The 25,562-nt window shown below is 58.7% G+C and carries 30 protein-coding genes; 14 read left to right on the top strand and 16 right to left on the bottom strand.

Going from position 1 to position 25,562, the window contains the following annotated elements; all coding sequences use genetic code 11:
* The first annotated feature begins 29 nt into the window (after positions 1–29).
* From WNZ14_RS13795 to mmsB, 3 genes are read left to right on the top strand one after another with little or no spacing between them, the layout of a single operon-like run.
* A complete protein-coding gene (locus WNZ14_RS13795; protein ID WP_342869220.1) occupies positions 30–1,178 on the top strand; it encodes an acyl-CoA dehydrogenase family protein in 1,149 nt (382 codons plus the stop codon).
* A complete protein-coding gene (locus WNZ14_RS13800; RefSeq protein WP_342869221.1) occupies positions 1,175–2,197 on the top strand; it encodes an enoyl-CoA hydratase/isomerase family protein in 1,023 nt (340 codons plus the stop codon). Before WNZ14_RS13795 ends, WNZ14_RS13800 begins: the two co-directional genes overlap by 4 nt.
* A 47-nt stretch (positions 2,198–2,244) precedes the next feature.
* Positions 2,245–3,114 (top strand): 3-hydroxyisobutyrate dehydrogenase, encoded by an 870-nt coding sequence (gene mmsB, locus WNZ14_RS13805; RefSeq protein WP_342869222.1) that lies wholly within the window; start codon positions 2,245–2,247, stop codon positions 3,112–3,114.
* A gap of 72 nt (positions 3,115–3,186) precedes the next feature.
* On the opposite strand, the gene WNZ14_RS13810 is transcribed toward mmsB, so the two are convergent.
* Positions 3,187–3,357, bottom strand: a complete 171-nt coding sequence (locus WNZ14_RS13810; RefSeq protein ID WP_342869223.1) for a hypothetical protein — start codon at positions 3,355–3,357, stop codon at positions 3,187–3,189.
* A 239-nt stretch (positions 3,358–3,596) separates the two neighbouring features.
* Between WNZ14_RS13810 and hmgA the strand changes: the two genes are divergently transcribed.
* Genes hmgA through maiA form a run of 8 tightly spaced genes read left to right on the top strand, consistent with a single transcriptional unit; the run spans position 3,597 to position 10,711 of the window.
* Positions 3,597–4,928 carry a homogentisate 1,2-dioxygenase gene (gene hmgA, locus WNZ14_RS13815; RefSeq protein ID WP_342869224.1) on the top strand — a complete coding sequence of 444 codons (1,332 nt, stop codon included), beginning with the start codon at positions 3,597–3,599 and terminating at the stop codon, positions 4,926–4,928.
* Positions 4,925–5,806 carry an MBL fold metallo-hydrolase gene (locus WNZ14_RS13820; RefSeq protein ID WP_342869225.1) on the top strand — a complete coding sequence of 294 codons (882 nt, stop codon included), beginning with the start codon at positions 4,925–4,927 and terminating at the stop codon, positions 5,804–5,806. Before hmgA ends, WNZ14_RS13820 begins: the two co-directional genes overlap by 4 nt.
* Positions 5,803–6,813, top strand: coding sequence for a fumarylacetoacetate hydrolase family protein (locus tag WNZ14_RS13825; protein ID WP_342869226.1), 1,011 nt, complete (start codon positions 5,803–5,805; stop codon positions 6,811–6,813). Before WNZ14_RS13820 ends, WNZ14_RS13825 begins: the two co-directional genes overlap by 4 nt.
* Positions 6,810–7,265, top strand: a complete 456-nt coding sequence (locus WNZ14_RS13830; RefSeq protein WP_342869227.1) for a hypothetical protein — start codon at positions 6,810–6,812, stop codon at positions 7,263–7,265. The genes WNZ14_RS13825 and WNZ14_RS13830 overlap by 4 nt, the downstream gene beginning before the upstream one ends.
* Entirely contained in the window at positions 7,262–8,212 is a 951-nt protein-coding gene (locus WNZ14_RS13835) for an MBL fold metallo-hydrolase (RefSeq protein ID WP_342869228.1), read from the top strand. Before WNZ14_RS13830 ends, WNZ14_RS13835 begins: the two co-directional genes overlap by 4 nt.
* A 47-nt stretch (positions 8,213–8,259) precedes the next feature.
* Complete coding sequence (locus tag WNZ14_RS13840) at positions 8,260–9,867, top strand: FAD-dependent oxidoreductase (protein ID WP_342869229.1); 1,608 nt, start codon at positions 8,260–8,262, stop codon at positions 9,865–9,867.
* Positions 9,868–9,870: 3 nt separating this feature from the next.
* The gene (locus tag WNZ14_RS13845) at positions 9,871–10,071 is read left to right on the top strand and encodes a DUF2783 domain-containing protein (RefSeq protein WP_342869230.1); all 201 of its coding nucleotides are present in this window, start codon (positions 9,871–9,873) and stop codon (positions 10,069–10,071) included.
* 4 nt (positions 10,072–10,075) lie between these two features.
* Positions 10,076–10,711, top strand: coding sequence for a maleylacetoacetate isomerase (gene maiA / locus WNZ14_RS13850; protein WP_342869231.1), 636 nt, complete (start codon positions 10,076–10,078; stop codon positions 10,709–10,711).
* 6 nt (positions 10,712–10,717) lie between these two features.
* Here maiA and WNZ14_RS13855 read toward each other — a convergent pair whose 3' ends face one another.
* The 7 genes from WNZ14_RS13855 to WNZ14_RS13885 form a co-directional block, all read right to left on the bottom strand.
* On the bottom strand, positions 10,718–11,305 hold the full coding sequence (locus WNZ14_RS13855) for an NAD(P)H-dependent oxidoreductase (RefSeq protein WP_342869232.1): 588 nt from the start codon (positions 11,303–11,305) through the stop codon (positions 10,718–10,720).
* Entirely contained in the window at positions 11,305–11,886 is a 582-nt protein-coding gene (locus tag WNZ14_RS13860; protein WP_342869233.1) for an NAD(P)H-dependent oxidoreductase, read from the bottom strand. The genes WNZ14_RS13855 and WNZ14_RS13860 overlap by 1 nt, the downstream gene beginning before the upstream one ends.
* A 10-nt stretch (positions 11,887–11,896) precedes the next feature.
* Positions 11,897–13,294 carry an FAD-binding oxidoreductase gene (locus tag WNZ14_RS13865; RefSeq protein ID WP_342869234.1) on the bottom strand — a complete coding sequence of 466 codons (1,398 nt, stop codon included), beginning with the start codon at positions 13,292–13,294 and terminating at the stop codon, positions 11,897–11,899.
* Positions 13,295–13,297: 3 nt separating this feature from the next.
* Positions 13,298–14,620 carry a cytosine deaminase gene (locus tag WNZ14_RS13870; RefSeq protein WP_342869235.1) on the bottom strand — a complete coding sequence of 441 codons (1,323 nt, stop codon included), beginning with the start codon at positions 14,618–14,620 and terminating at the stop codon, positions 13,298–13,300.
* Entirely contained in the window at positions 14,621–15,475 is an 855-nt protein-coding gene (locus WNZ14_RS13875) for an ABC transporter permease (RefSeq protein ID WP_342869236.1), read from the bottom strand. It lies immediately after the preceding gene.
* The gene (locus WNZ14_RS13880; RefSeq protein WP_342869237.1) at positions 15,462–16,247 is read right to left on the bottom strand and encodes an ABC transporter ATP-binding protein; all 786 of its coding nucleotides are present in this window, start codon (positions 16,245–16,247) and stop codon (positions 15,462–15,464) included. Before WNZ14_RS13880 ends, WNZ14_RS13875 begins: the two co-directional genes overlap by 14 nt.
* Positions 16,248–16,318: 71 nt before the next feature.
* Entirely contained in the window at positions 16,319–17,329 is a 1,011-nt protein-coding gene (locus WNZ14_RS13885; protein WP_342869238.1) for an ABC transporter substrate-binding protein, read from the bottom strand.
* A gap of 286 nt (positions 17,330–17,615) precedes the next feature.
* On the opposite strand from WNZ14_RS13885, the gene WNZ14_RS13890 reads away from it, so the two are divergent.
* Positions 17,616–18,002, top strand: coding sequence for a RidA family protein (locus tag WNZ14_RS13890; RefSeq protein WP_342869239.1), 387 nt, complete (start codon positions 17,616–17,618; stop codon positions 18,000–18,002).
* Positions 18,003–18,015: 13 nt separating this feature from the next.
* Positions 18,016–18,816 (top strand): creatininase family protein, encoded by an 801-nt coding sequence (locus WNZ14_RS13895; protein ID WP_342869240.1) that lies wholly within the window; start codon positions 18,016–18,018, stop codon positions 18,814–18,816.
* 104 nt (positions 18,817–18,920) lie between these two features.
* On the opposite strand, the gene WNZ14_RS13900 is transcribed toward WNZ14_RS13895, so the two are convergent.
* The 8 genes from WNZ14_RS13900 to WNZ14_RS13935 form a co-directional block, all read right to left on the bottom strand.
* Complete coding sequence (locus WNZ14_RS13900; protein ID WP_342869241.1) at positions 18,921–19,283, bottom strand: hypothetical protein; 363 nt, start codon at positions 19,281–19,283, stop codon at positions 18,921–18,923.
* A gap of 283 nt (positions 19,284–19,566) precedes the next feature.
* The gene (locus WNZ14_RS13905) at positions 19,567–19,881 is read right to left on the bottom strand and encodes an antibiotic biosynthesis monooxygenase (RefSeq protein ID WP_342869242.1); all 315 of its coding nucleotides are present in this window, start codon (positions 19,879–19,881) and stop codon (positions 19,567–19,569) included.
* 231 nt (positions 19,882–20,112) lie between these two features.
* Positions 20,113–21,087, bottom strand: a complete 975-nt coding sequence (locus WNZ14_RS13910; protein WP_342869243.1) for a TonB family protein — start codon at positions 21,085–21,087, stop codon at positions 20,113–20,115.
* Entirely contained in the window at positions 21,084–21,488 is a 405-nt protein-coding gene (locus WNZ14_RS13915; RefSeq protein WP_342869244.1) for a biopolymer transporter ExbD, read from the bottom strand. Before WNZ14_RS13915 ends, WNZ14_RS13910 begins: the two co-directional genes overlap by 4 nt.
* An 8-nt stretch (positions 21,489–21,496) precedes the next feature.
* Positions 21,497–21,841, bottom strand: coding sequence for a biopolymer transporter ExbD (locus WNZ14_RS13920; RefSeq protein ID WP_342869245.1), 345 nt, complete (start codon positions 21,839–21,841; stop codon positions 21,497–21,499).
* Between the two features lie 31 nt (positions 21,842–21,872).
* On the bottom strand, positions 21,873–22,514 hold the full coding sequence (locus WNZ14_RS13925; RefSeq protein WP_342869246.1) for a MotA/TolQ/ExbB proton channel family protein: 642 nt from the start codon (positions 22,512–22,514) through the stop codon (positions 21,873–21,875).
* Positions 22,511–22,951, bottom strand: coding sequence for a hypothetical protein (locus WNZ14_RS13930; RefSeq protein WP_342869247.1), 441 nt, complete (start codon positions 22,949–22,951; stop codon positions 22,511–22,513). The genes WNZ14_RS13925 and WNZ14_RS13930 overlap by 4 nt, the downstream gene beginning before the upstream one ends.
* Positions 22,952–22,969: 18 nt before the next feature.
* On the bottom strand, positions 22,970–25,072 hold the full coding sequence (locus tag WNZ14_RS13935) for a TonB-dependent hemoglobin/transferrin/lactoferrin family receptor (protein WP_342869248.1): 2,103 nt from the start codon (positions 25,070–25,072) through the stop codon (positions 22,970–22,972).
* Between the two features lie 161 nt (positions 25,073–25,233).
* Here WNZ14_RS13935 and WNZ14_RS13940 point away from each other — a divergent pair, with 161 nt between their 5' ends.
* A complete protein-coding gene (locus tag WNZ14_RS13940; protein WP_342869249.1) occupies positions 25,234–25,500 on the top strand; it encodes a hemin uptake protein HemP in 267 nt (88 codons plus the stop codon).
* Positions 25,501–25,562 lie beyond the last annotated feature (62 nt).

Here is a 25,562-nt window from a genome sequence, read left to right on the forward strand (position 1 = left end):
ACAGTCAGGGATTGGGAGGCGGATTTGCCATGGACTTTGAGCTGAACGAGGAACAACAGGCGATCTTCGATATGGCGCGGGATTTCGGCGCCGAGAAGATTGCCCCGTTTGCGGCGCAGTGGGAGAAGGAAGAGGCAATTCCGCGCTCCGTGCTTGAGGAAGCCGCAGCGCTTGGGTTGGCTGCGATCTATGTGCCGGAAGAAGATGGCGGGTCGGGCCTGACCCGGCTCGACGCCACGCTGGTGTTCGAGGCGCTGTCGATCGCCTGTCCGTCGGTGGCCTCGTTCCTGTCGATCCACAATATGTGCACCTGGATGGTGTCGTCCTATGGGTCGGACGAGATGAAGGCGCGGCTGTTGCCCGATCTCGTCACCATGAGCAAGATCGCATCCTATTGCCTGACCGAGCCTGGTTCGGGATCTGACGCCTCGGCGCTCAGAACCCGCGCCGAGCGGACCAATGAAGGCTACAAGCTCAACGGCACCAAGGCTTTCATTTCGGGCGGCGGCTTTTCAGACCTCTACCTGGTGATGACCCGGACCGGCGCTGACGGACCCAAGGGCATTTCCGCGGTTGTTGTCGACAATGGCACGCCGGGACTTTCCTTCGGCGCGCCTGAGAACAAGATGGGCTGGCGTTCGCAGCCGACATCGGAAGTGCAGTTTGATGATTGCGTCATTCCGGCCGACAATCTGCTCGGCGAAGAGGGCGCAGGCTTTCGCTATGCCATGAGCGGGCTTGATGGCGGGCGGCTCAACATCGCGGCGTCTGCACTGGGCGGCGCGCAATCGGCACTCGACAAGACGCTCGCCTATATGGGCGAACGCGAAGCCTTCGGCAAAACCATCGACCAGTTCCAGGCGCTGCAGTTCCGGCTCGCCGACATGGAAACCGAAATGCAGGCGGCGAGGATCTTTTTGCGCCAGGCCGCAAGCAAGCTCGACCGCAAGGCGCCTGACGCCACCAAATACTGCGCCATGGCCAAGCGGTTTGTCACCGACACAGCTTTCAGGGTCGCCAATGACGCGCTGCAACTGCATGGCGGCTACGGCTATTTGGCGGATTATGGCGTCGAAAAGATCGTCCGCGATCTCCGGGTGCACCAGATTCTCGAAGGCACCAACGAGATCATGCGGGTGATCATTTCGCGGGCACTGCTGGCGGAGCGGGCTGCATGAGCATCCGCATCCGCAAGATCGGGCGCATCGGCCAGATCACGCTGCAGCGGCCCGAGGCGCTCAATGCCGTCACCTACGAGATGGTGCTGGCGATTGAAGCAGCACTTGATGGCTGGCGCGATGATGACCGCGTGGCCTGCGTGCTGATTGATGCCGAAGGGCACAAGGCGTTCTCGGCGGGTGGCGATCTGCAGTTCATGTACGACACCGCGTCCAAGGGCGATTTCGACGCCGGTCGCACCTTCTGGCGCGATGAATACCGGCTCAATGCCAAGATCGCCGCCTATCCCAAACCCTATATTTCGCTCTGCCAGGGCTTCACCATGGGCGGCGGCGTTGGCGTGTCGCTGCATGGCTCGCACCGGGTGGTTGGCGAAAGCTCAAAGATTGCCATGCCTGAATGTGCGGTCGGACTGGTGCCTGATGTCGGCGGTACGCTGCTTCTGGCACGCGCGCCGGGCCGTCTGGGCGAGTATCTCGGCGTCACCGGTTACCGGATGAACGCGTCTGATGCGATTCTCGCCGGGTTTGCCGACTACTTCATTCCGGAGACGGATTGGCCGGAGCTGAAGGAAAACCTGATCGAGAGCGGAGACTGGTCGGCGGTCGCAGCGCTTGCGCGAGACCCGGAAGATGGTCCGCTGATGGCGATGCGTGATCAGGTGGACGAGCACTTTGGCGCGGAGACGCTGAAAGACATTCTGGCGTCGCTTCCCGGTGATGCATGGGGTGAGGCGACGGCTAAATCCATTCGGGCCGGCTCGCCGCTGTCGACTTCATGCACCATCGCTTTGGTGCGGCGGGCGCGTGGGAGTGACGACATTCGCTCGGCGTTGCAGCAGGAATACCGTTTCACATCGCGCAGCGCTTCCGAAGGTGACTTCGTCGAGGGCATTCGCGCGGCGATCATCGACAAGGACCGCAATCCGCGCTGGCGTCACGCAAGTGTTGAAGATGTGATGGGCGAGACCGTGGCGGCGATGCTGTCCGAGCCGCATGGCGGCGATATCGGTTTCTAGTCACGGCACGGTTTGCCGTTTGGTATCAAAATGTTTGGGAGTACGTCATGAAAATCGGATTTATCGGACTGGGAAACATGGGTGCGCCGATGGCGGCCAACCTGATCAAGGCCGGGCATCAGGTGACCGGCTTTGATGTCGCCGGTGTGACCGTTGAAGGCGCTGCCAATGCGGAATCTGCGGCGGAAGCAGCAGGCGGTCAGGATGCGGTCATCACCATGCTGCCCAATGGCGAGATCCTGCGCTCGGTCTATGCCGAGATCGTACCGGCCGGTCAGGCGGGTGCGGTGTTCATCGATTGCTCGACTGTCGACGTCGACAGCGCCAAGGCTGCGCACGAGTTGGCGAAATCGGCAGGACTGCTCTCGGTGGATGCGCCGGTTTCGGGCGGCATTGGCGGCGCGGCTGGCGGAACACTGACCTTCATGGCTGGCGGATCGGCGGATTCATTCGCCAAGGCAATGCCGCTGTTTGAGGTGATGGGCGGCAAGACCGTGCATTGCGGCGAGGCGGGTGCCGGTCAATCAGCCAAGATCTGCAACAACATGATCCTGGGAATCTCGATGATCGGCGTCTGCGAAGCCTTTGCGCTCGCCGACAAGCTCGGCCTTGATCGCCAGAGCCTGTTCGACGTGGTGTCGACCTCGTCGGGATCCTGCTGGTCGGTCAACACCTATTGCCCGGCGCCCGGTATCGGCCCAAAAAGCCCGGCCGACAATGACTACAAGCCGGGCTTTGCCAGCGACCTGATGCTCAAGGATCTACGGCTCAGCCAGCAGGCCGCACAAAGCGTCGATGCCGCCACCCCGATGGGCGCTCGGGCAACCGAGCTCTATGCCGATTTCGTCGCCGGTGAAGGCAAGGGCATGGATTTTTCTGCCATGTTGCCGCACCTGATGGGCAAGGGGCGCGGCTGAAATGCTAGGGGGCGGCTGTTGGTCAGCCGCCCGGTGTCATTCTGACAGAATTGCGTTCTGCAAAAGTTCGGATCAGACTCGTTTGAGCAGGCAGCCCAGTGCCAGAACGACATAGCCGATCACGACAATCCAGAAGGCGGAAATCGGCAGGCTCGGAATCACAGCGAGAGCCACCAGGATTCCGATGATGGCGATCACGAGCGAGATGAGAAATACGATTTGGGTCGGTGCGCTTAACTTCATGTCTTGCCCCTGTTTGGTATGCGTTGACCCGGAAATTCCTCTCGGGGCTGTGGCCTTGCGCGCAATGCGTCAACGGGCAGCGCCATAGGCCTACGGTCAATTGGCCATTTAAGCAAGATGGAGCCTCAGGGGACCGGAAGAGCGGTAAAATCAACGCGCTGCGACTGCTGAGTGGTTGATAGTTACATTTACAACTGATTTAGTGAGCGTCTGATTTGAACCGTTGCCGGGGTGCTCCAATGACGCTTGCCTATATGCCGGGTTTTGGAAACGACTTTGAAACCGAGAGCCTGCCAGGCGCGCTGCCGCAGGGCCAGAATTCGCCACAGCGCTGCGCTTATGGCCTCTATGCCGAACAGCTTTCCGGCTCTCCGTTCACAGCCCCGCGCGGCACCAACGAGCGGTCCTGGCTCTATAGAATTCGCCCGACAGTGCGCCACACCACCGACTTTCGCGTGATCGAACGGCCCCATTGGCTTTCGGGACCGCATCACAGTGCCGATATCCTGTCGCTCGGCCAGAGACGCTGGGATCCGCTGCCATACCCGGATGGCGCGGTGAATTTTCTTGATTCGCTGCGCACCATCACCACCGCCGGCGATGTTGTCGGACAGGTTGGCATGGGAACCCACATCTATGCGCTCACCGCCGACATGGAAGACGACTATTTCTTCAATGCCGATGGCGAGTTGATGATCGTGCCGCAGGAAGGCGCGCTGACAATTTTCACCGAAATGGGCATCATTGAAGTTGCGCCGCTGGAGATTGCGGTGCTGCCGCGCGGCATGATGTTCAAGGTGAAGCGGGCCGAAGGTGTGGAGCGTGCGCGCGGCTATGTCTGCGAGAACTATGGCGCGAAATTTACGCTGCCAGAACGCGGACCGATCGGCGCAAACTGCCTTGCCAATCCGCGCGACTTCAAGACGCCTGTTGCCGCCTATGAAGACAAGGAAACCACCTGTCTCGTGCATATCAAATGGTGCGGCGCCTTTCATGTCACAGCCATCGGGCATTCACCGCTCGATGTGGTGGCCTGGCACGGCAATTATGCGCCGTACAAATATGACCTCAGGACGTTTTCGCCGGTTGGCGCTATAGGTTTCGACCATCCCGATCCGTCGATCTTCACGGTGCTGACTGCTCCTTCGGGCGAGGCCGGGACGGCAAACATCGATTTCGTGATTTTCCCGCCGCGCTGGATGGTCGCCGAACACTCATTCCGGCCGCCGTGGTATCACCGCAATATCATGAGCGAATTCATGGGCTTGATCCAGGGCCAGTATGACGCCAAGGAAGAAGGTTTCGTGCCCGGAGGCATGAGCCTGCACAACATGATGATGCCACATGGACCTGATCATGATGCCTTTGAAAAGGCCTCGACGGTGGAGCTGAAACCGGTCAAGCTGACCGACACGATGGCTTTCATGTTTGAAACCCGTTTTCCGCAGATGGTTACCCGCTTTGCTGCGGAACTTGATACACTGCAGACGGGATATGTGAATTGCTGGGAAGGGCTGGAGAGGAAATTTGACGGCACGCCGGAAGCCGGCGGCTGGTCGGGGGGAAAGTGAACGAACGTCTGGTTATACTGGGCTCAAAGGGTGGACCGGCCATCAGGCCGGGCGGGCCTTCGCCGACATCATCGCTGCTGGAGATCGGTGGACGCCGGATCGTGATTGATTGCGGTCTGGGCGTTTCGCGCGGACTTGTGGAAGCGGGCGTGGCGCTGTCAGGCCTCGATCTGGTGCTGATCACGCATCTGCATTCCGATCATGTGCTCGAACTCGGGCCACTGCTTCACACAGCATGGACTGCAGGTCTCAAGAAAAAGGTCAGGGTTTTCGGGCCGGTGGGCACCAAGGCTGTCTGGGACGGTTTTTTGGCTTCGCTCCGCTATGACATTGATCTCAGGATAGATGATGAGGGCCGGCCTGATATTCGTGATCTCGTGATGATCGAGGAATTTGGCGAAGGACATCTGCTTGAGGAAGACGGACTTCTGATCGAGGCCCTACGGGTTGACCATCCTCCAGTCACCGAGTGCTACGCTCTGAGGATCAGTCATGCCGGGCGCGTCATCGTGTTTTCAGCCGACACCGCCTATTTCCCGCCGCTGGCGGTTTTCGCCGAGGGTGCCGACATTCTGGTGCATGAAGCCATGCATCCCGACGGCGTCGACCGGCTGGTTGCGCGCACCGGCAATGGTGACCGGCTGAAGAAGCATCTCATTGCCAGTCACACAATGGCCGCCGATGTGGGCCGGATCGCCGCCAGCGCCGGGGTTGGTCATCTCGTGCTCAATCACCTGGTGCCGGCCGATGATCCCGAGATCAGCGAAACCCACTGGACCGAACAAACCCGAACCACCTGGGACGGGGACCTGACGATAGGCCGCGACGGACTGGACTTGCAGCTGCCGCCCTCAAAATCAAAAAGGAAAATCGCATGAAACTTGCCACACTTCGTGACGGCAGCCGGGATGGACGCCTGGTCGTCGTCTCGCGCGATCTGACCCGCGCCTCCGGCGTCCCGCACATTGCGCGCACGCTTCAGGCGGCGCTTGACGACTGGAAGCATGTGGCGCCGCGGCTTCAGGATGTGGCGCAGATGCTTGAATCCGGTGCCGAGCCGACCGAGCGGTTTCATGAACGCGATGCGCTGTCGCCGCTGCCGCGGGCCTATCAGTGGGCAGACGGTTCGGCCTACGTCAATCATGTCGAGCTGGTGCGCAAGGCGCGCGGTGCGGAGATGCCGGCGAGCTTCTGGGAAGAGCCTTTGATGTATCAGGGCGGGTCTGACACGTTTTTATCCCCGCGCGGCCCGATCCGGATGGGCGATGAAGCCTGGGGCATCGATTGCGAGGGCGAAGTGGCGGTGATCGTCGGCGATGTGCCGATGGGCGCTGACATTGACACCTGCCGCGAAGCCATTGAACTGGTCATGCTGGTCAATGATGTGAGCCTTCGCGGGCTGATCCCGGCGGAACTCGGCAAGGGCTTTGGGTTCTTTCAAGCGAAACCATCCTCGGCGTTCTCGCCGGTGGCGGTCAGCCCGGAGGAACTGGGCGATGCGTGGGACGGCGGCAAGCTGCACCTGCCGCTCGAGGTCGAACTGAACGGCAAAGCCTTCGGGCGCGCCAATGCCGGCATCGACATGACGTTCGACTTCCCGCAGCTGATTGCGCACGCGGCAAAGACGCGGGCGCTTTGCGCAGGTTCGATTATCGGCTCAGGTACGGTCTCGAACAAGGGACCGGACGGTGACCCCGGCAAGCCTGTGAGCGAGGGCGGTGCGGGCTATTCCTGCATTGCCGAGATCCGCATGATCGAAACGATCGCATCCGGCAAAGCGACCACACCGTTCATGCGGTTTGGCGATTCTGTCCGGATTGAAATGAAAAACGCCGACGGCCATTCGATATTCGGTGCCATCGAGCAGGTGGTAGAGAAGGGGTGACGGAATATTATGCGGGCAAGGCATCTGATCCGACGGCGCTAAACCGTCGGACCTTTGTCTCTGTAAGTTCGCTGACCAACTGGGTATCGGTGGGGATGGGTTTCTACTTCGTCTTCAACGGCCCGGTCCGGGTCACGTGGTGGCTGGTGCCGGTGGCTGCAACTGCAATCCTGGTCAACGCCGTGGCGTTGCTCAGGTTCGTTCGGTACACGACAGAACTGCAGGCGCGCCTTTTGGCTGTTGCCGCGACTGCGATGTCGTTTGTGATCTGGGTAGGGTTGCCGGCCCTGTTTGTGCTGCTTCCGATCCTGGATGCCAGATACCCGGGACTGCTGCACACGATGTCACGAAACAAAGCGGGGGGAAATCTGGGAATAGCGTTTGTCGTGATCCTGTTTTCACCCACCTATCTTTCCATTTATGCGCATAAAAAGGGATCCAAAATACAATGAGTAAGAAATTCGCATCCGCCGGCGACATGGCCGAAAAAGAGATCTCGTTCACCGAGATCGGTCGTGACCTGTGGGCATTCACTGCCGAAGGCGATCCAAACTCTGGCGTGATCATCGGCGATGACAGCGTCATGGTGATCGAGGCGCAGGCCACCCCGCGTCTGGCAAACAAGGTGATCGAGAAGATCCGTTCAGTCACCGACAAACCGATCACCCATCTGGTGATGACGCATTACCACGCCGTGCGCGTGCTCGGGGCCTCGGCCTACAATGCGCCGACCGTGATCATGGGCGATGTCGCGCGCTCGATGGTCGAGGAGCGTGGCCAGGAAGACTGGGACAGCGAATTCCAGCGCTTCCCGCGCCTGTTCCAGGGACATGAGAGCATTCCGGGCCTGACCTATCCGACTACCACGTTCTCCGAACGCATGACTGTGTATCTCGGCAAGCGCCGGGTCGACCTGATGCATCTCGGACGCGCTCACACTGCTGGCGACATCGTGGCCTGGGTGCCGGACGAGGAAGTCATGTTCACCGGCGATATCGTCGAATACAAATCTGCCTGCTATTGCGGCGACGGCCATTTCGACGACTGGAGCGATACGCTGGACATGATCCAGACCTTTGATCCGCAGTCGATCGGCCCGGGACGCGGCGATGCGCTGGTCGGTCGCGAGATGGTGAGTGCGGCCATCGACAGCACCCGTGATTTTGTCGATTCCACCTACCGCCCGGTGGCCAGGGTTGTGGCACGCGGCGGCACGCTGAAGGAAGCATGGGATGCGGTGCGGGCTGAATGCGATCCGAAGTTCAAGGACTTTGCGATCTATGAGCACTGCCTGCCGTTCAATGTTGCACGCGCCTATGACGAGGCCCGCGGCATCGATACGCCACGGATCTGGACCGCAGAACGCGATGCCGAAATGTGGGCGCAGCTGCAGGGCTAAGGCTTGCGGGGGCGGCATGGTCCGCCCCCTGATGTCCGGGAGGTTTCATGGGCAAGGTATTTGAAGTTCCGCTTTATCCCTATCAACGGTCTGCAGACCAGGATGCCGCCGCACCGGTGCGCCATCCCGTCGTGGTGGTCGGCGCCGGGCCTGTGGGGCTGGCGCTGGCGATCGATCTTGCGATGCAGGATGTGCCGGTTGTCGTCATCGACGAAAACGACAAGGTCTCTTGGGGGTCGCGCGCGATCTGCTTTGCCAAGCGGCCGCTCGAGATTCTCGACCGGCTTGGTTGTGGTGACCCGATGGTCGACAAGGGTGTGATCTGGAATCTGGGCAAGGTCTATTTCGACGAGCGCCAGGTCTTCGGCTTCAACCTGCTGCCCGAACAGGGCCACAAGCGCCCGGCCTTCATCAATCTGCAGCAATATTATCTGGAGCAGTATCTGGTTGAGCGCGCCCGGGAGCTGCAGCGGCAAGGCAAGCCGATCGAGCTGCGCGGCGGCAGCAAGGTTGTGGAAGTGTCGCAGGACGAGGGCGGCGCGGAGCTGACGATAAGCACGCCTGAGGGACCATACCAGATCAAGGCCGACTGGGTGGTCGCCTGCGACGGGGCCGCGTCACCGATCCGCACGATGATGGGTCTCGATTTTCTCGGCCGGGTGTTCGAGGATAACTTCCTGATTGCCGATGTGGTGATGGAAGCGAAGTTTCCGACCGAGCGCTGGTTCTGGTTCGACCCGCCGTTCAACCGGGGGCAATCCGCCCTTTTGCACAAGCAGCCCGACAATGTCTGGCGCATCGACTTCCAGCTTGGCTGGGACATTGACCGCACGGAAGAGCTCAAGCGCGAGAACATCGACCGGCGGCTGAGGGCGATGCTGGGCGAAGAGATCAGCTATGAGCTGGAATGGAGCTCGATCTACACCTTCCAGTGCCGGAGGATGGACCGGTTCCACGAGGGGCGGGTGATCTTTGCCGGCGATTCCGCGCATCAGGTTTCGCCTTTTGGCGCGCGCGGGGCAAACTCCGGGCTGCAGGATGCGGACAATCTGGCCTGGAAGCTGAAGCTCATTCTTGATGGTACGTCACCGCTTACGTTAATAAAGAGTTACGATGCCGAGCGGGTGCATGGGGCCGAGGAGAACATTCTCAATTCCTCGCGCTCGACCGATTTCATCACGCCGAAATCCGAGATCAGCCGCATCTTCCGCGATGCCGTGCTGGATCTGTCCGAGCGATACGAGGCGACCCGGCCGATGGTCAATTCCGGACGCCTGTCGGTTCCGTGCACCTATGACGGCTCGCCGCTCAACAGCGATGACTGCGCTGCGATGCCCGAGCGTACGCGTCCTGGCTCACCGATGGTGGATGCTCCGGTGCCGGGCGGGTGGCTGCTCGATCAACTGAAAACAGGGTTTCACCTGCTGACCATCGACGAGGACGCGCCGGACACACTTGAAGTCTCGGGCGTGGCACTGAATCGATTGGCCTTGTCGACATCGGATGATGCCGAGGGATACCTGAAGCAGCGGTATCTCGGAGAAGCCCAAAAGGCGGTTTACCTGGTACGGCCTGATCAGCATGTCGCGTCACGCTGGGACCATTATGACGAGACGGCAGTGCGTGTGGCGCTGCTCAAGGCAATCGGGAGATAGGTGATGGCGGCACTCAACACCAAGGCCAATATCGAGGCTCCGGACGAATTCTATGCCGAGTTGCTTTCGGTTCACGAGGGGCGCAGCAAGGCCGAGAGCGATGCGCTCAATGCGCGACTGATCCTGCTTTTGGCAAACCATATCGGCGATCGGGCGGTGCTTTCCGAAGCGCTCGCGGCTGCGGCGCTGGAAAAACAGGATTGAAATGATGGAAACGCCTGTTCTTTATGACTACTGGCGTTCTTCGGCGAGCTACCGGGTGCGCATCGCGCTCAATCTGGCCGGCATCGACTACAAGCCGGTGGTGGTAAATCTGCTCTCCAAGGCGCACAAGGGCACCGAGCACCTGGCCAGAAATCCGCAAGGGCAGGTTCCGGCGCTGGAAATCGACGGGCTGATGCTGACCCAGTCGCTCGCCATCATCGAGTATGTGATCGAGACCCGGGGCGTGCAGTTGCTGCCCGATGATGCCGCCGGACGGGCGCGGGTGCGGGCACTGGCCGACAGCATCGCGATGGACATTCATCCGGTCTGCAACATGTCGGTGGTGGCCCATGTGATGGAAATCACTGCGGGCGGCGATGCGGCGCGGGTCGACTGGATGCGGCACTTCATCAGCGCCGGGATGGAAGCGTTCGAGAAACTGCTTGATCATGGGGGCACCGGCCGGTTCTGTCACGGCGACAGGCCGGGACTGGCCGATATCTGCCTGATCCCGCAGGTCTACAATGCCGAGCGCTGGGGTGCGGATATTTCCGGGCTCAAACGCATTCAGGCAATCCGTACGGCCTGCGACGCGTTGCCGGCTTTTGCCAATGCGCATCCGGACAAGAACAATTTTTAGCCGGCGTCAGAGCCGCGCGAGACGTTTTTCGACAGCGGCGAGATAGTTGCCCCGCGTTTCGAGCGTCGACTTGTCCATCATGTAGTGTGCCATGAACAGCCGCTTGCAGCTTTTGCCGCACAGCGCGCGCATGCCGCGCAGGATCGTGCGCTTGCCGGGATGAGCGACGACATAGGACCACCAGCGTGGTGCGCCGCAGGTGGTGATGACTCCCAGAAGATTGATGTGCGTCATCAGCGGTTCGATCGGGCCGGGGCCATCGGGAATTCGGAAGGTCAGATCCGGGGTCCAGACCCGGTCAAGCCAGCCCTTGAGCATGGCCGGCAGCCCGTACCACCAGGTCGGATAGACGAACAACAAGCCTTCCGCCGCCTGCAGCCGTTCGGCGTGATCCGGGAACGGATGGTCCGCCAGCTTCATTTCATTGTAATGACGGCGTTCATCGGCCGACATCACCGGGTCGAAGCCTTCGGCGTAAAGATCGAGAAGATCGACCTCGTGACCGGCTTTGGTGAGGGCGCGGATGGCCGTGTCGCGGACGCTTGCGCAAAAGCTTTCGGGGACCGGGTGGCAATAGACGAGAAGAATACGCATCAGATCTTATCCAGAGCGCTTTCCACCTGGGCCATGAAATCATGGCGCGTCTTGTCGGTGGAAAGGTTCATTTCATAGTGAGCAAGATATTTGACGGGAGCTCCGGGCCTGATGGTGGCCCGGAGCATCCGGTTGGCAATCTTGCGCGGTGGATCGCCCATCAGCCAGGAGCGGAAGCGCGAGCCGCCATAGGAGGTCACGACAATGATCTTGCCAATATTGTGCAGTGTCGGACGGACCTTGCCGTTGACGAGACCGAACGAGACGCCGGGCAGGAACACACGGTCGAACCAGCCTTTCAGGATGGCCGGAAATCCGTAGTTCCAGACCGGATAGACCAGCACCAGCGCCTCGGCCTTGAGCAGGCGCTCGACATAATCTTCGACCGGCTTCCGGTTGATCTCCGGATCGTGATAATTCGACCGCTCGTCTTCACTCATCACGGGGTTGAAGCCGTCCTTGTAAAGATCGATGACATCGACCTGATGGTCGTTCTTGCGCAGCCTGTCTACGGCCATGCGAAACAGGTTTGCATTGAAGCTTGAGGCAACAGGGTGGGCGTGGACCACGAGAATATGCATTTCGATTGCCTCAGCTGGCCTGTTTCAGGCCCTTGAACAACCAGACCTTTCCCGCCTCGAAATCATAATCCGGGTCATCCCAGGCAATCATCTTGCCAGGATTGAGCAGGCCCTTCGGGTCGGCCTGGCGTTTGAATGCAAGCTGGATGTCGTCGGTCTGCTTCATGCCGCCTTCTTCAAGCGTGAAGCGGTGCGGATTGAAGATCGGGCAGCCATTGGCGTTGTGCAGATCGATGATTTCGTCGAGACGTTCCTCGGTGGTGAAGCGGATCAGCGGCAGGCCGAAACAGGTGATGTCGCCATCGAAGCGGACAAACTCGAGATGGGAGATCATCTCGCCCGGGAACATCCGGTCCATCTTTGAGGTCAGCTCGAGCTGGTTGGGGAAGGGGTAGAGAGACTGCAGATAGGTCCAGGCCGGATCAACGCGCAGCGCCCGCAAGGTGGTGTGGTTCCAGGCGAGTTCAAACACCGGCGGCAATCCCTTGAGATCGCCTGCGGTGGTGGCGTCGAAGACGATTTCGCCGCTGTGCCGCGCTGTGAACGCCTTGAAGGCATCGTGGCTGTGCGGGGCGACCATGACCAGAACAACGCTCTGGCCTTCGCGGATGAATTTCTGGTGGCGCTTGAAATAATCAAACGGGCAGGGGGCTGCCACGACGGTCACCAGTTTGGTCAGAATACCATCCAGGCGGGCGAGTGCATTGGCGTAGATTGTCGCCTCGTCAAAACTGTCAAACCCGACAATGGCATCGACCCAGTCATAGGCGGGCGCCAGCGGCAATTCGATTTCGGTGATAATGCCGTTGGTGCCATAGGCGTGGGTGACCTTGTGCAAATCCTCGCCGGTGAGTTCCAGCACCTGCGGCTCTTCTTCCATGGTGACGACGCGCAGGCGGATGATGTTGCCAAAATCGCGCAATCCGCCCCAGGAAATCGAGCCGACGCCGCCGGAGCCGCCGGCGATGAAGCCGCCGACAGTTGCCGTGTGGGCGGTTGAGGGATGCATCCGCATCTCCTGGCCGGAAGCAGCACGCGCGGCCTTGTCGAGATCCGAGCAGATGACGCCGGGCCCGCAGATCACGCGACCGGGCGAAATCTCCTTGATCTCGTTCATATCGGCAAGGCTCAGCACCAGACCGCCGGACAGGGGCATTGCCTGGCCATAATTGCCGGTACCTGTGCCGCGCGGTGTAACCGGCACATCATGACGGTAGCAGGCCTTGAGAATGCGGATCAGTTCGTCTTCGGTCCTGGGCGAAGCCACAAGGTCGCCGGTGATATGGTCAAGCTGGCGCTTGAGCACGGGCGAATACCAGTAGAAATCCCGGCTCTTCTGCTGGATGATCTTGTCATTCTCTTCAATGCGTATGCCGTCCAGATCGGCAATCAATGCGGTCATGTCCATGGCTCAAGGCTCCATCAAATCGTCAAGTTCGGAATAGTCTGGGACAGTCGCGTCAATGAGCTTTCCATGGCGGATAAGTGTTCGGCGGCTTTCAGGGCGGGAGAGAAGTTCAGTCAGGCTGCGGCCACGAAACAGCACGAGATCGGCCGTGCCGCCAACGCTGAGGACGCCGGTATCGGCAAGCCCCATGGCGCGTGCAGGATTGCCGGCAACTGTCGCCGGCCAGGCGCCCACGGGATGGTCGAAATGCACGATCCGGGTGGCTTCGCGGTAGACCTCAAGCACATCGAGATCGCCGTAAGCGTAAAACGGATCACGGGTGTTGTCGGAGGCGACACAGACATTGATGCCGCGCTCTGCCATTTCGTGCAGAAGCGTCACGCCGCGCCAACGCGGTGTTGTTGCGTCCGAGCGACGATCCTGAAGATACATGTTGCACATTGGCAGCGAGACGACGGACAGGCCGGCACGGGCGACCTTGTCGAGCGTTGACTTGACCTTGTCATCCGGTTGCCTTGCCAGTGAGCAGCAATGACCGACAAGGATCTTGCCCTCGAAGCTGTGACGCAGGGCTGCGTCGGCAATGCGGTCGAGCGAGATGGCGCCCACATCATCTGTCTCATCGGCATGGAAATCCAGATCCAGCCCGAGATCCATGGCCTTGACGAACATGCGGTCGAGCAGCGCATCGATATCGGACACCATATAGGTAACCGCTCCAAGAACGCCGTTGTGGCGGGCAACGAGATCGGCCAGGCGGTTGAACCAGGCTTCGTCGCGCGCTTCATCAACGCCGAAGAGACACGCTGCCTGCAATTCGATACGGCCTTTCCAGCGCTCCCGGACGGTGTCGAAAACCGGCCAGGAGATATCTTCCTGCGGTGGGACGGAATCGAGATGGGTTCGAAGCGCCTTGGTGCCATGGGCATAGGCACAATTGAGTGAAAACTCCATGCGCCGTTCTACATCTTCGGCTGACCAGCGGGCCTTTCGATCTTCGCCCACAGCTGTCAGTGCGCCCGGGAAGCTGCCATTCGGGTTTGGTTTCCGACCCCAGATATGGCCCTTGTCGATATGGGTATGGCAATCGACGAAAGCCGGGAAAACAATGCCGCCATGACAATCGACAGTATCGGCGCCGGCCTGGTTGCTGCCCGGTGTGCGGATGCCAGTAATTGTGCCGTCTGCAATATCGACCTCGGCAAGGCCGAAACCCTCGGTGTCAAACACCATGCCTTCGGTTTGAGCCAGATGGGCCCGGTGCAGCCTGAGATTGACCAGTGAGAATGCGCCCGAAGCGGGCAGGGTGATGGAACGCGGTGTCACTCACTGCTCCTGTTTGAGCGCGCTCTCATGCCAACGGCGAAGAACGAGGTGGGAAATCCAGGAAAGAGCCAGGAAGATGATAATGCCGGTCAGCGAAATCAGGATCAGGGCTGCGAAGAGACGCGGTGCATTGAGCCGGTAGCCGGCTTCGATGATGCGGGACGCAAGGCCGGAAGACTGGCCGGCGCTGCCGGCGACGAATTCGGCGACCACTGCACCGATCAGCGCCAGGCCGCCTGCGATCTTCAATCCGCCAAGGAAATAGGGCATCGCAGCCGGAAGGCGGAGATGCCACAGCGTTTGCCAGCGGCTGGCGCCATTGAGCTTGAAATAGTCGATCAGGTTGCGGTCGACCGAATTGAGCCCCAGCGTGGTGTTGGACAGGATCGGGAAGAAGGCGACAATCCAGGCACACAGCAGCAGTTTGGTGGTCTGGTCATCAACATAGATGTTGATCAGCGGAAAGATCGCCACAATGGGTGTGACCTGCAGCACGATGGCGAAAGGAAACAGGCTCATCTCGATCCAGCGTGACTGGGTGAAGAGCACCGAGAGCCCTACGCCGCCGAACACCGCGAGCGCCAGCGACAAGACGGTGATCCGCAAGGTGACCAGCAGCGAGGAAAACAGAAGGCTGGCGTCCTGAATGAGCGTGTTGAGGACAACTCCCGGACGCGGCAGGATATATTGCGGGATCTCGTTCCAGACGCAGATGCGATCCCAGAAGATCACGGCGACCGCCATGATCATGAGCGGCAACAGCCAGCGCCCGGTGCGCTCCATTTTGCGGCTGCGCTCACGGCGCACTTCATCGGCGTCAATGATAACCGCTTGACTTGGTTCAATGGACGACATCGTCAGCCTCCAGCCCCATGGCGCGTGACAGCGTATCGGATGTATTGCGGCAGAGTTCGGCGTAGTGCGCCGACGTTCTGAATGCCGCATCGCGCGGGTAGGGCGCATCAATCGTGAGCTCTTCAAACACCCGGCCCGGATGAGCCGCCATCACAGTGATCCGGTTGGACAGGAAAACACTTTCGAAGACCGAATGGGTGACGAACAGCACGGTGAACCTGCGTTCCTGCCAAAGTTCGAGCAGATCGTTGTTGAGTTTGAACCGGGTGATCTCGTCCAAAGCTGCAAATGGCTCATCCATCAAGAGCATGCGTGGTCTGGTCACCAGCCCGCGGGCGATGGAAACGCGCATCTTCATGCCCCCGGAGAGCTCACGCGGCACCGCATTCTCAAAGCCTGTCAGGTGCACCCGTTCGAGCACCTCGGCGATCTGCGGCTCAGCCTGCTTTCGTGAGACACCCCTCAGCCGCAGGGGCAGCCAGACATTGTCATAAACGCTGGCCCAGGGCAGCAGGGTCGGCTCCTGGAAAACAAAACCGATGTCGTTTTGCTGCAGCGGCGGCCCGCGCCAGTCGACCACGCCCGAGGTGGGCGAAGACAGTCCGGCGATGATCCTGAGAGCGGTTGATTTACCGCATCCCGAAGGGCCGAGAAGGCTCATGAAGTCGCCTTCGTTGACTGTGAGGTTGACCTTCTCAAGCGCGGTGACGCCTGATGCAAAGGTCTTGCCGATCGATTGCAGGATCAGAAAGGGGCTTGTCCGGTCGGGCATGGGTATCCAGATGGTCGTCTTGCATCATCAAAAAACCGCCCGGATGAATGTCATCCGGGCGGATCAGTGTCTTATTTCTTCAGGTCGAGCCCGACGCCGGCGTTGACATAATCAAGCGTGTAAGAGGCCTTGATGTCGATGCCGTCCTTGACCACCCCAGCCTTGACCATCTTGTCGTAGAAGCTGGCGATGCGCTCATCAGTCATCGCGCCAATACCCATGGTTTCGGTATCGCCGGAATCGACAATGCCATATTCCTTGAGCTTTTCGATCGAGAACGCGATCTGCTCGTCGGTCATGTCCGGATTGTCTTTCTGAATCATGGCATTGGCGGCCGTGTTGTCACCGTAAAGGTAATTGTACCAGCCTTTGTTGGAGCCTTCGACAAAGCATTTTACCGCTTCCGGCATGCTATCGATCGTTGCCTGCATGGTCTCAATCGTGGTCGAGTAGGTGTCAAAGCCAAAGTCTGCGACAAGGAAAAGATTGGGCTTGAAACCGCCTTCGCGCTCAACGGCAAAAGGCTCGGATGTGATGTAGCCCTGTTGCGCTGACTTCGGATTGGCGATGAAGGGAGCCGGGTTGAAGGTGTAGGGAACACGCTTTGAGGCGTCAAAACCGAACTCTGTGACCATCCACTGGTAGTAGCTCTGGAAGCCGGCGTCGCCCAGGATGAACTGCTCTGCGTTCTTGAGCTCTTCCCAGGTGTCGAGGCCCTGACCGGGATGGGTCATGAGAACCTGCGGCTCCTTCTGGAACGAAGCAGCTACCACCTTGACCGGGATGTTCTGTTCGACTGCAGAGAAGGCTTCGAGCATGTTGCCACCCATGTGGAACTCGATCTTTCCTGCAAGCAGAAGCGCGCGGTTGTTCACCTGCGGGCCGCCCTGGGCGATGGTCACGTCGAGGCCGCATGCGGCATAGGTGCCATCGGCAACGGATTGATAAAAGCCGCCGTGCTCGGGTTGTGCCAGCCAGTTCGTTCCAAACGTGACTTTTTCAGCTGCGGATGCCTGTGCACCGAAGGCCAGAATAACGGCTACAGCGGCCGAGGAGCGAAGAAGAAGCGTCATATACACCATCCCTTTGTTTTGAACGGGGTTTCGAATCACCCCTTTGATTTTGCCAACTCACCATTCCTGCAAGCGCCATGCCACAAGGGGCGGGCGCGAGCCAGTCGGTGATTCCCGTGAAGGTACGCTTTCGCATTTGCCAAAACTGCATCGTGCGTGAACAAGCTGCCCAAATTTTCGCCTTCGATTGACGTGCTGCATTCAGATTGGACCATTCTGAAGCGGTTTGGAATAGACTGAGAAAACTTTGTGGGTTTAATGGGCACGGATCCAGATCAGCACAGAGACATTTGCCATGAAGCACCATACGCCGAATTCAATCAGGGCCCCGTTTGCCCGCTACAGCCATGGTGTGGAAGTGCCTCCGGGCTATCGCCTGATGCTCTGCTCGGGGCAATTGTCGATCACGGTCGAAGACGAGATTCCGGAGACAGCTGAGGCGCAGACGGAATTGGTTTTCGAGAATATCGCGGCAGTGCTGGAGGCGGCAGGCATGAAACTCACGGATATCGTAAGGATCAACGCCTATGTCACGGATCGGGCTCATTTGCCCGGTTACATGAAGGTACGCGACAGATTGTTTGGTGATCCGGCGCCGGCCTCGACATTGATGATCGTGTCGGGTTTCGCGCGCGAGGCCTTCAAGGTGGAAATTGAAATCATTGCCGCTGCGCCGGAATGAAATCTCAAGGATAATGACGATGGCACGCAAAATCTGGTGGGGCGACTTCACAACGCGCGAGTTCGACGGACTTGATCCCGAACGGACAATCGCAGTGCTTCCGATCGCTGCCATCGAGCAGCACGGGCCGCATCTTCCGGTTTCGACCGACAGCTCAATCATGCTTGGCATGCTTGAGACGGTCATCAAGCAAACGCCCGACGATCTCGACATCAGGATCCTGCCGATCCAGTCGGTCGGAAAATCCAACGAGCATCTGCATGCGCCTGGTACGCTGACGATTCCCGCAACCACCCTGATCGATCACTGGGTGGAATTGGGGCATTCGATCGCCCGCGCCGGCGTCCGCAAGGTTGTGCTGGTCAATTCGCATGGTGGCAATGAAGAGGTGATTGGCATTGTCGCGCGCGAGCTTCGCGTTCGGGCCCGGATGCTGGCGGTCAAGACTTCCTGGATGCGCTTCGGTCTGCCTGATGGGCTCTACAGCAAGACGGAGACGTCCTACGGCATCCACGGAGGCGATGTGGAAACGTCGCTGATGCTGCATTTCCGGCCTGAGCTGGTGGCCTTTGACAAGGCCGAGAACTTTGTCTCGGCGGTCACGCGCGCGGAAAATGCGTTCGAGCTGCTGCGGCATACCGGAACCCATGCCTTTGGCTGGATTGCCAGCGATCTCAATCCAGCCGGAGCGGTTGGAGAAGCAGCACTGGCAACGGCAGAAAAGGGTGAGGCGACAGCGCAGCACCAGGCCGACGGCTTTCTGAGGCTGATGGCAGATGTGCGGTTAGCAAAGCTTGACGAGTGGCTGGCTTGATTGGCTAGTTTGGTTGGCTGGCATGGGTCAGTGCGGCGAGTGGAAGAGTGACGCCGTTGATTGCCGGTTTTCAGAGAAGACAGGATATCAGCTGCAACCGATGCTCAGGGCTTGGGAATTGTCTTGATGCGCCCGATCATGTTGACAACTTCGGTATTGAGAAGCTTTGAAAACTTGACGTTGATCGTGAATTTGCCTTGTGATCTGGCTTTACCGCGAACTTTGGATTTCACGCCGGGGATAGTCAGTTGCACGTCCTCGACCTTGTGCGGAAAATAATCCGAGGTGAGAAGGCAGCCGTCCTCGCATAGATTTACGAGCCAGCACGGAACACTGACCGTCTCTTCACGTTCACGTTGGCGAACAAGGGCGATAACCGGACAATTTGCATCGCGGCGAGGGTAGACGCGCCTCTTGTCCTTTATCTCCTCACCGTGCTGCGTAATCATGTAATTCTTTGGCTTCATGGATTGGCCCTCACTTAGCCGCAGACAGTTGAGTACGAATTTTGCCGTACGGATGCTAATTAAGCGTTTAGATATTTGCTCGATAGTGAGGGGTTAATGCTGGTAGATTGTGACTTCGGGTCGATTTGGTCCCGCAATAGAGGGCATTGTCGGTTATTCATTCCGATTACAATCAGTGCTCCGGCTTCCAGAGACTGAAACCTTGCAAGAGATCAAAATGGCCGGGCAAACAAAGCTCCCGGCCATTGGGTCAGATGTTTCTATTGTTTACACAGCCGCGAAATCAGGCGTCGAGAACCGCTTCGAATCCTTCGAAATTCGGGTGGCCTGCATACATTCCCTTGTTATTGCCCGCGTTCTTGTGGGCATTGCGGAAATTCTCGGAATGGGTCCAGTCGACAAAGTTCTCGTGGGTCTCCCAGACTGTGTGCGATGCATAGAGTGTCTGCCCGGTTTCCTTGTTTTTCGGTCCTTTCAGCAGGTGAAATGACTGAAAGCCCGCGACCTCCTTCAAGCTGGAATCGCGATTGCGCCAGACGTCTTCAAAAGCGGTTTCATGGCCTTCGTTGATGATGAAGCGGTTCATGGCGATAAACATTGGTAGATCTCCTTGGTATCAAATCGTGTTGGTATGTCTGGCACCGAGAGGATATTGCTTCTCGGCAAATGTTGATGGCGGAATGGTGGAACCACCTCATTTTGTTTGTTTTCAGGCAATTGACGTAACGATTCCAGATTAAAATCACTTGTCTCAGTCCTGCTTACAAAGCTTTCGCCTGCTGTTTTGTGACTTAGGAAGCGGTCGGTGGTTTGTGTGTGATGCGTCTGGCTATCTCCTGAATTCGATGGGAATGACAAAGCGGGTCTGGGCGCCCGCTGGTGGTTTCGGAAACGGCGCGGCGCGTTTGACATGCGCAACTGCAGCGCGATCAATCCTTGCATTGCCGGAGCTTCTGGCGACTGAAATGCTTACAGCCTGCCCGCTGGATGTGACATTAAATTTCACATGGGCGACGCCTCGTCCGCCTGCATTTCGCTGCCTTGTCCTGGCGATCTTGGCGTACACCTTGCCGGGATAGTTCGAGGCTGCGGCGTTGCCGGAGGCCGTGGACTTTGGGTTCGATTTGCTCTTGCCGCTGGATGCGGCCCTGGCTTCGATCTTTCCATCCTGGGATCCGGACTTGTTGGAAACTTTCGATTTGGACTTGCTGCTTCCGGCGCTGGATTTCCTTGGCTGCTCCGGCTTCTTGTTTTTTGGCTTGGCGATGGGCTTTGGGGTGGGTTTGGGCTTTTCGACCGGAGTCACGGTTTCTGCGGGTTTAACAGGCTTGATCTGAGCATCAGCCGTTTCCGACTCCACTCTCTCAGGCTGTTGAGCTGGCGGCTGGGCCGCAGCGAGCCCTGGCTTGACCGGATCCGTTGTTTCCGCAGGTGCCGAAGGCACCAGGCTTTCAGATTGCGCAGGCGTGATCTTGAACCGGGGCTGGGAGACTGTGCTGGAGGTGACAGGAGTTACCGGCTTTGCAGCATCACTGGGCGCTTCGACAGGTTGGGTCGGCAGACTTTCTGTAGGCGGTGTCGCGACTGCACTGTCCTCGGTCTCAACCGGATCAAGCCGGTCACCGGCTTTGACAAGATCGGCAAAATTACTGCCCAAGGCCGCTACCTGGTCGCTGTCGCTGCCTTCAATCTGGACATCCACTTCGAACTTTGGCGCGATCGCTATCGCACCGACATGCAGCAGGGATGATGCAAGCAATGCGGCAACAGCTGCGAAGCGCAGTCTGGACGCGGGTTTTATCACGGGTTCATTCCCTGCTCGGTGACGAGCATGATCTTTTCGGCGCCCAGGCTGCGCAGTTCGTTGCCGATATCAATGAGTTTCACTGCTGAGAGTTTCCGATCGGGAACAAGACGAATTTCCTTCAGGTCGTCCGGTGCGGATTCCTGTTTGATTGTCACGTAATGCGCAGGGGTGATCAGCGCGCCACGGTATTTCATCAGGCCGTCCGGCATGATGACGAGCGCGTCCGGCGGCTTCTGGTTCTCCAGATCGGCGGTCGACACCAGCTTGAGTTCGCTGTCGAGCGGCGGCGCGATCTGGGCGGCGACAATGAAAAAAATCAACATCAGGAAGACAATGTTGATGAGCGTGATTGTCGGTTCGGGCTTGGACCGGGGCGGCGATGTCGGAACTATTCGCATCAGTCGGCCTACCTTACGATTTGCACATTGATATCGGGCGACTTCCGCAAGACCAGCAACATGTCGACAAGTTGCTGGGAATCGGCGGTTTCGTCGACGGACAGTATGATCGCGTTGACCTGGGCTGATGTTTTCAACCGCTCGATCTCAATGGCAAGCGCGTCCTTTCCAAACTCGACGCCATTGAGCAGCACACGGTTACCGGTCAGCTTCAGAAACGCCGGCACGCTTGCCTGAGCACTTGTGCTCTGGCCGCCGGATGCACCCAGTTCTACGTCGGAAAATCTGGAAAACGTTGAACTGAGCATGAAAAACAGCAACAGCAGAAAGATCACGTCGATGAGCGACGTCATCGAAAACTGACGTCGTCTCGGTCCTGAAACCTCAAGCCGCATCAGCGGGCACAGGCCATGCGCCTGTCCTGGAAGCTTGCCCGCGCGGCTCGTCAAAAGCCATCTGGGCGAGGGGATTGAGAATACGGGTTACGGCTGTTTCAATGGCGATCTGATGCCGCTCGACCCGGCTTTCGAAATAGGTGAGCGCTATGCTTGTGGGCATGGCAACGGCAAGGCCGACCGCGGTCGTCAGCAGGGCCACCCAGATGCCGCCGGCCAGCACTGAGGGGTCAACGCTGTTGCCAGACTGCTGCAAGGCCTGAAATGCGGTGATCATCCCGAGCACTGTACCGAACAACCCGATCAGCGGTGCGATCTGCGCAATGGTGTCGAGAACGCGGAAACCGCGCTGGAGCGTCTTGATATGGGCGTTGGCGCTGACGGCGAGCACATCTTCGAGATCGCTGCGAGAGACATCCCGATCGCCATACTGGCGCTTGAGGCGGACCGCCAGCGATGCGATAGACCTGACGGCTTCGTCGGTGCCGAGCCTGAGAGCCTTGAATTGCCAGAGCTTGAACAGTGCAGTCGCCACGGCGACCACCGACAGCCCCAGCAGCAGGACAACGACCGGACCACCGATATCGATGAACTGCTGAATGCGGGCGAAGGGGTTTGCAATGAAGTTCATCCGACAATCTCCGTTTTTGAGGAACTCTTGAGCTCAAGCCGCTCGATGCATTCGGTGCCCTTAAGCGCTTGTCCCTTGCAGGATGCTGCGCCATTGATGAGGACACGCCCGATGTCGCCGCACCGCGTGTCGGGCAGATCAAACTGGCGAACCCGTGTCTTGCCATCAGGCAGGGCCTGGAAGTCGAAAAGCGCAAAGCGATTGACCGTGCCTGCGGCGTCAAAAAGCACGGTTTCAAGCGCCATTTCATCTATCGATGTACCGGTGGCGTTGGTTGCAACGAACACCAGCCGGCAGGCCTGGTCGACCTGTTCCAGCGCATTGAGATCGATGGAAAGCTTGGGCTGGCTGTGGTCTTCCGAATGCACGGCAGTGGCGGCAACCGAAAGCCCCACACAGAGCGTCAGAATTGCAAGTTTGGGGCTTACGATTGCCATTTTCAGTCTCCTTGGTTGTTACCAGCCGAACTGCTTGGCAAGCGTGACCTTGAAGGTCCGGCCCTTGCCGTTGTCATTGGACAGGAAGTCCCGGTACTTGGTGTCGAAGACGTTTTCGACCCGGAACGAAGCCTCCCAGCCCTTGAACTGGCTGTCCTGGTCCGGCCGCCAGTTGATGTAGACGTCATGGGTGTTGAAGGCCCGGCGCTTCAGAGCTTCGGCAGCAAAATCCGTGGTCGTTGCCGCCGGGACGGGGACCTGCGTTTCGGCGAAGACGAAGCGGCCTTCCCAGCCGAATGTCAGTCCCCGATCAGGCAAGCGGTAGCCGGCACCGATGTTGACTTCAGCCGGTGCAACTTCGGTCAGGGCTGCGTTGTTGGTGAGATCGGTTCCGACCGTCAGGCCGAGGCCTGCATCGGCGAAGAAATTGTTGCTTTCGTAGCCTGCCTCGAACTCGACACCGTAGATTTCTGCCCTGCCGACATTGATGTATTGCGGATACTTGTTGCGCTGACGAACGATGAGATCATCGATCTTGTTGTAGAAGGCGGTGGTCTTGAAGTCGAAACTGTCGCCTGCCTGCATCAGGTCCGTGGTGGAGACGACAAAGCCCATTTCGTAGTTGTTGGACTTTTCCTTCCTCAGGCCAAGGCTGTAGTTTGGCGTGACGCCCGCGCCGTAATCATTGGAGTAGATTTCGTCGAGGGATGGAAACCTCTCGGTATGGGCATAGGAGCCGAAGACCGAGAAATTGTCCGTGAACTTGTAAAGTGCTGCGAGCTTGGGAGAGAAGGCCGTATCGGTCTTGTCGTCAGGAACCTGGTTGCCTGTCAGCGTGCCGACCGAGTCGGCACCGCTGAGCCGCTGGTAATCCAACCGGACCCCGGGGATCAGCGTCAGCTTGTCATTCCAGATGAATTCGTTCTGAACGAAGAACCCGGCCTGGAAATCGGTTCCTTCCGGGTGATGCCCGAGAGGCGTGGCAGTGCCGGTTGTCCGGTTCTGCTGGATCAGCTGGCCACCGACCGTCAGGTAGTTCTCGAACGTGTCGCCGGTCCACTCGAACGTGTTCTGACCGAGAAACTGGTAACTCTCATACCCGTAGGTTGAATCCTGACCGAGACCGTTGCCACCAAGCGACGCGTTGGTCTGCTGGTTTGTGATGTTGTTGTAGGACAATGTCAGCTTCAGATCGAGCCACGGGTTGTCGGTCGCGGCATCCTCATAGGAAATTTGCGCCTGTTTGTTGTTGACCACGCGGTCAACCGTTCCGAAGACACCCGTCGGCTGCAGCTGCGAATAGGCCTGGTTGTCCTGGTCGCTGGTAAACTGGCTGTAGCTCAGCTGCACTTTGCGCTCTTTGGCTTCATCCAGATAGAACGTGCCCTTGGCCAGACCGTTCGGCGTGGTGAATTCGGATCCCTGCACGATTGCGCCATCACCATCGCGGAACGCGTTTGCCGTACGATAGTTTCCGGTCAGCAGCACTTCCGCATAAGCACCAAGGCGCATGGCAAGAATGGCGCTTCCCAGATAGCCGTCCGGGTTGGAATCGTAGCTGCTCTTGAGCTTGAGTGATCCGGTCTGGCCTTCTGCGAGAAAGTCGGATGCGTCCTTGGTGGTGAAGTTGATCACTCCACCGAGCGCGCCCGAACCATAGAGCGTCGACGAGGCCGGTCCACGCAACACTTCGACGCGCTTGAACAGTTCGGGATCATTGAAGAAACCGCCCATGCGGTACTGCTCGAAAAACTGCGGTACGCCGTCCACATTGACGAGAATGCGGCCTTCGTCTGATGCGGATTCGCCCTTGCCAATGCCGCGAATGTTGAAGGACTGGCCGAGTGCCCGATTGGAACCACCGACGACACTGACGTTGGGAATATCCTTGAGAAGATCGGTGACCGTGGTCGCCTGCTTGTCGTCAAGATCAGCCTGATCGAGTGCGGTCACAGCCTGGGGTGTGTCGGTGGCCACCTTGGCGCGCCCGGCGCCAAGGACCAGCCGCTGCAGCAGGGTGAAGCCGTTCTGCGGCTTGGCTTCCTCCTGGGCAGAGGCTGATGGCACCGCTGTAAGTGCCGTTGTTGTGCACAGTGCCAAAGTCACTGCAGTGCGAGTCATTGTTGTTCTGATAGCAGTCATAACGCCCTTACCTGATCCAATTTTTGTTGAATGGCTGGCTGGCGACACGCTTGCTTGCCCGCTGGTGAAGCGGTCCCATTTGACGTCGAAATCAAACTTGACATTTCCACTCAGCTTATGCGAAACACCGATTACTAAATGTGGAGCGTTTTAGTCAAGTTAAAAACGCACAGACGATTTCGCCAAGCCAGCGCACAGCCAGCCAGGCCAACAAATGGATGTTGACCTTGGAAAAAAATCCCACCGAAAACAGTCTGCCAGAGCACCCCTTCGAGCCTTCACACGCTGACGGGTTTATCGAATCTCGGGCGCTGTTCGGCGCGCGCAAGGAGGTGGCCATCGAACATGACGGGGCCGTCTACCTCTTGAAAATTACCAAACAAAACAAACTGATACTCAACAAGTGAGCAGGCGAATGACCACGACAAGTTTACCCGATTCAGCAGCTATCAAAGCAGCCCGAAACGAA

Source organism: Hoeflea sp. AS60 (assembly GCF_038900115.1).
GTDB lineage: Bacteria > Pseudomonadota > Alphaproteobacteria > Rhizobiales > Rhizobiaceae > Hoeflea.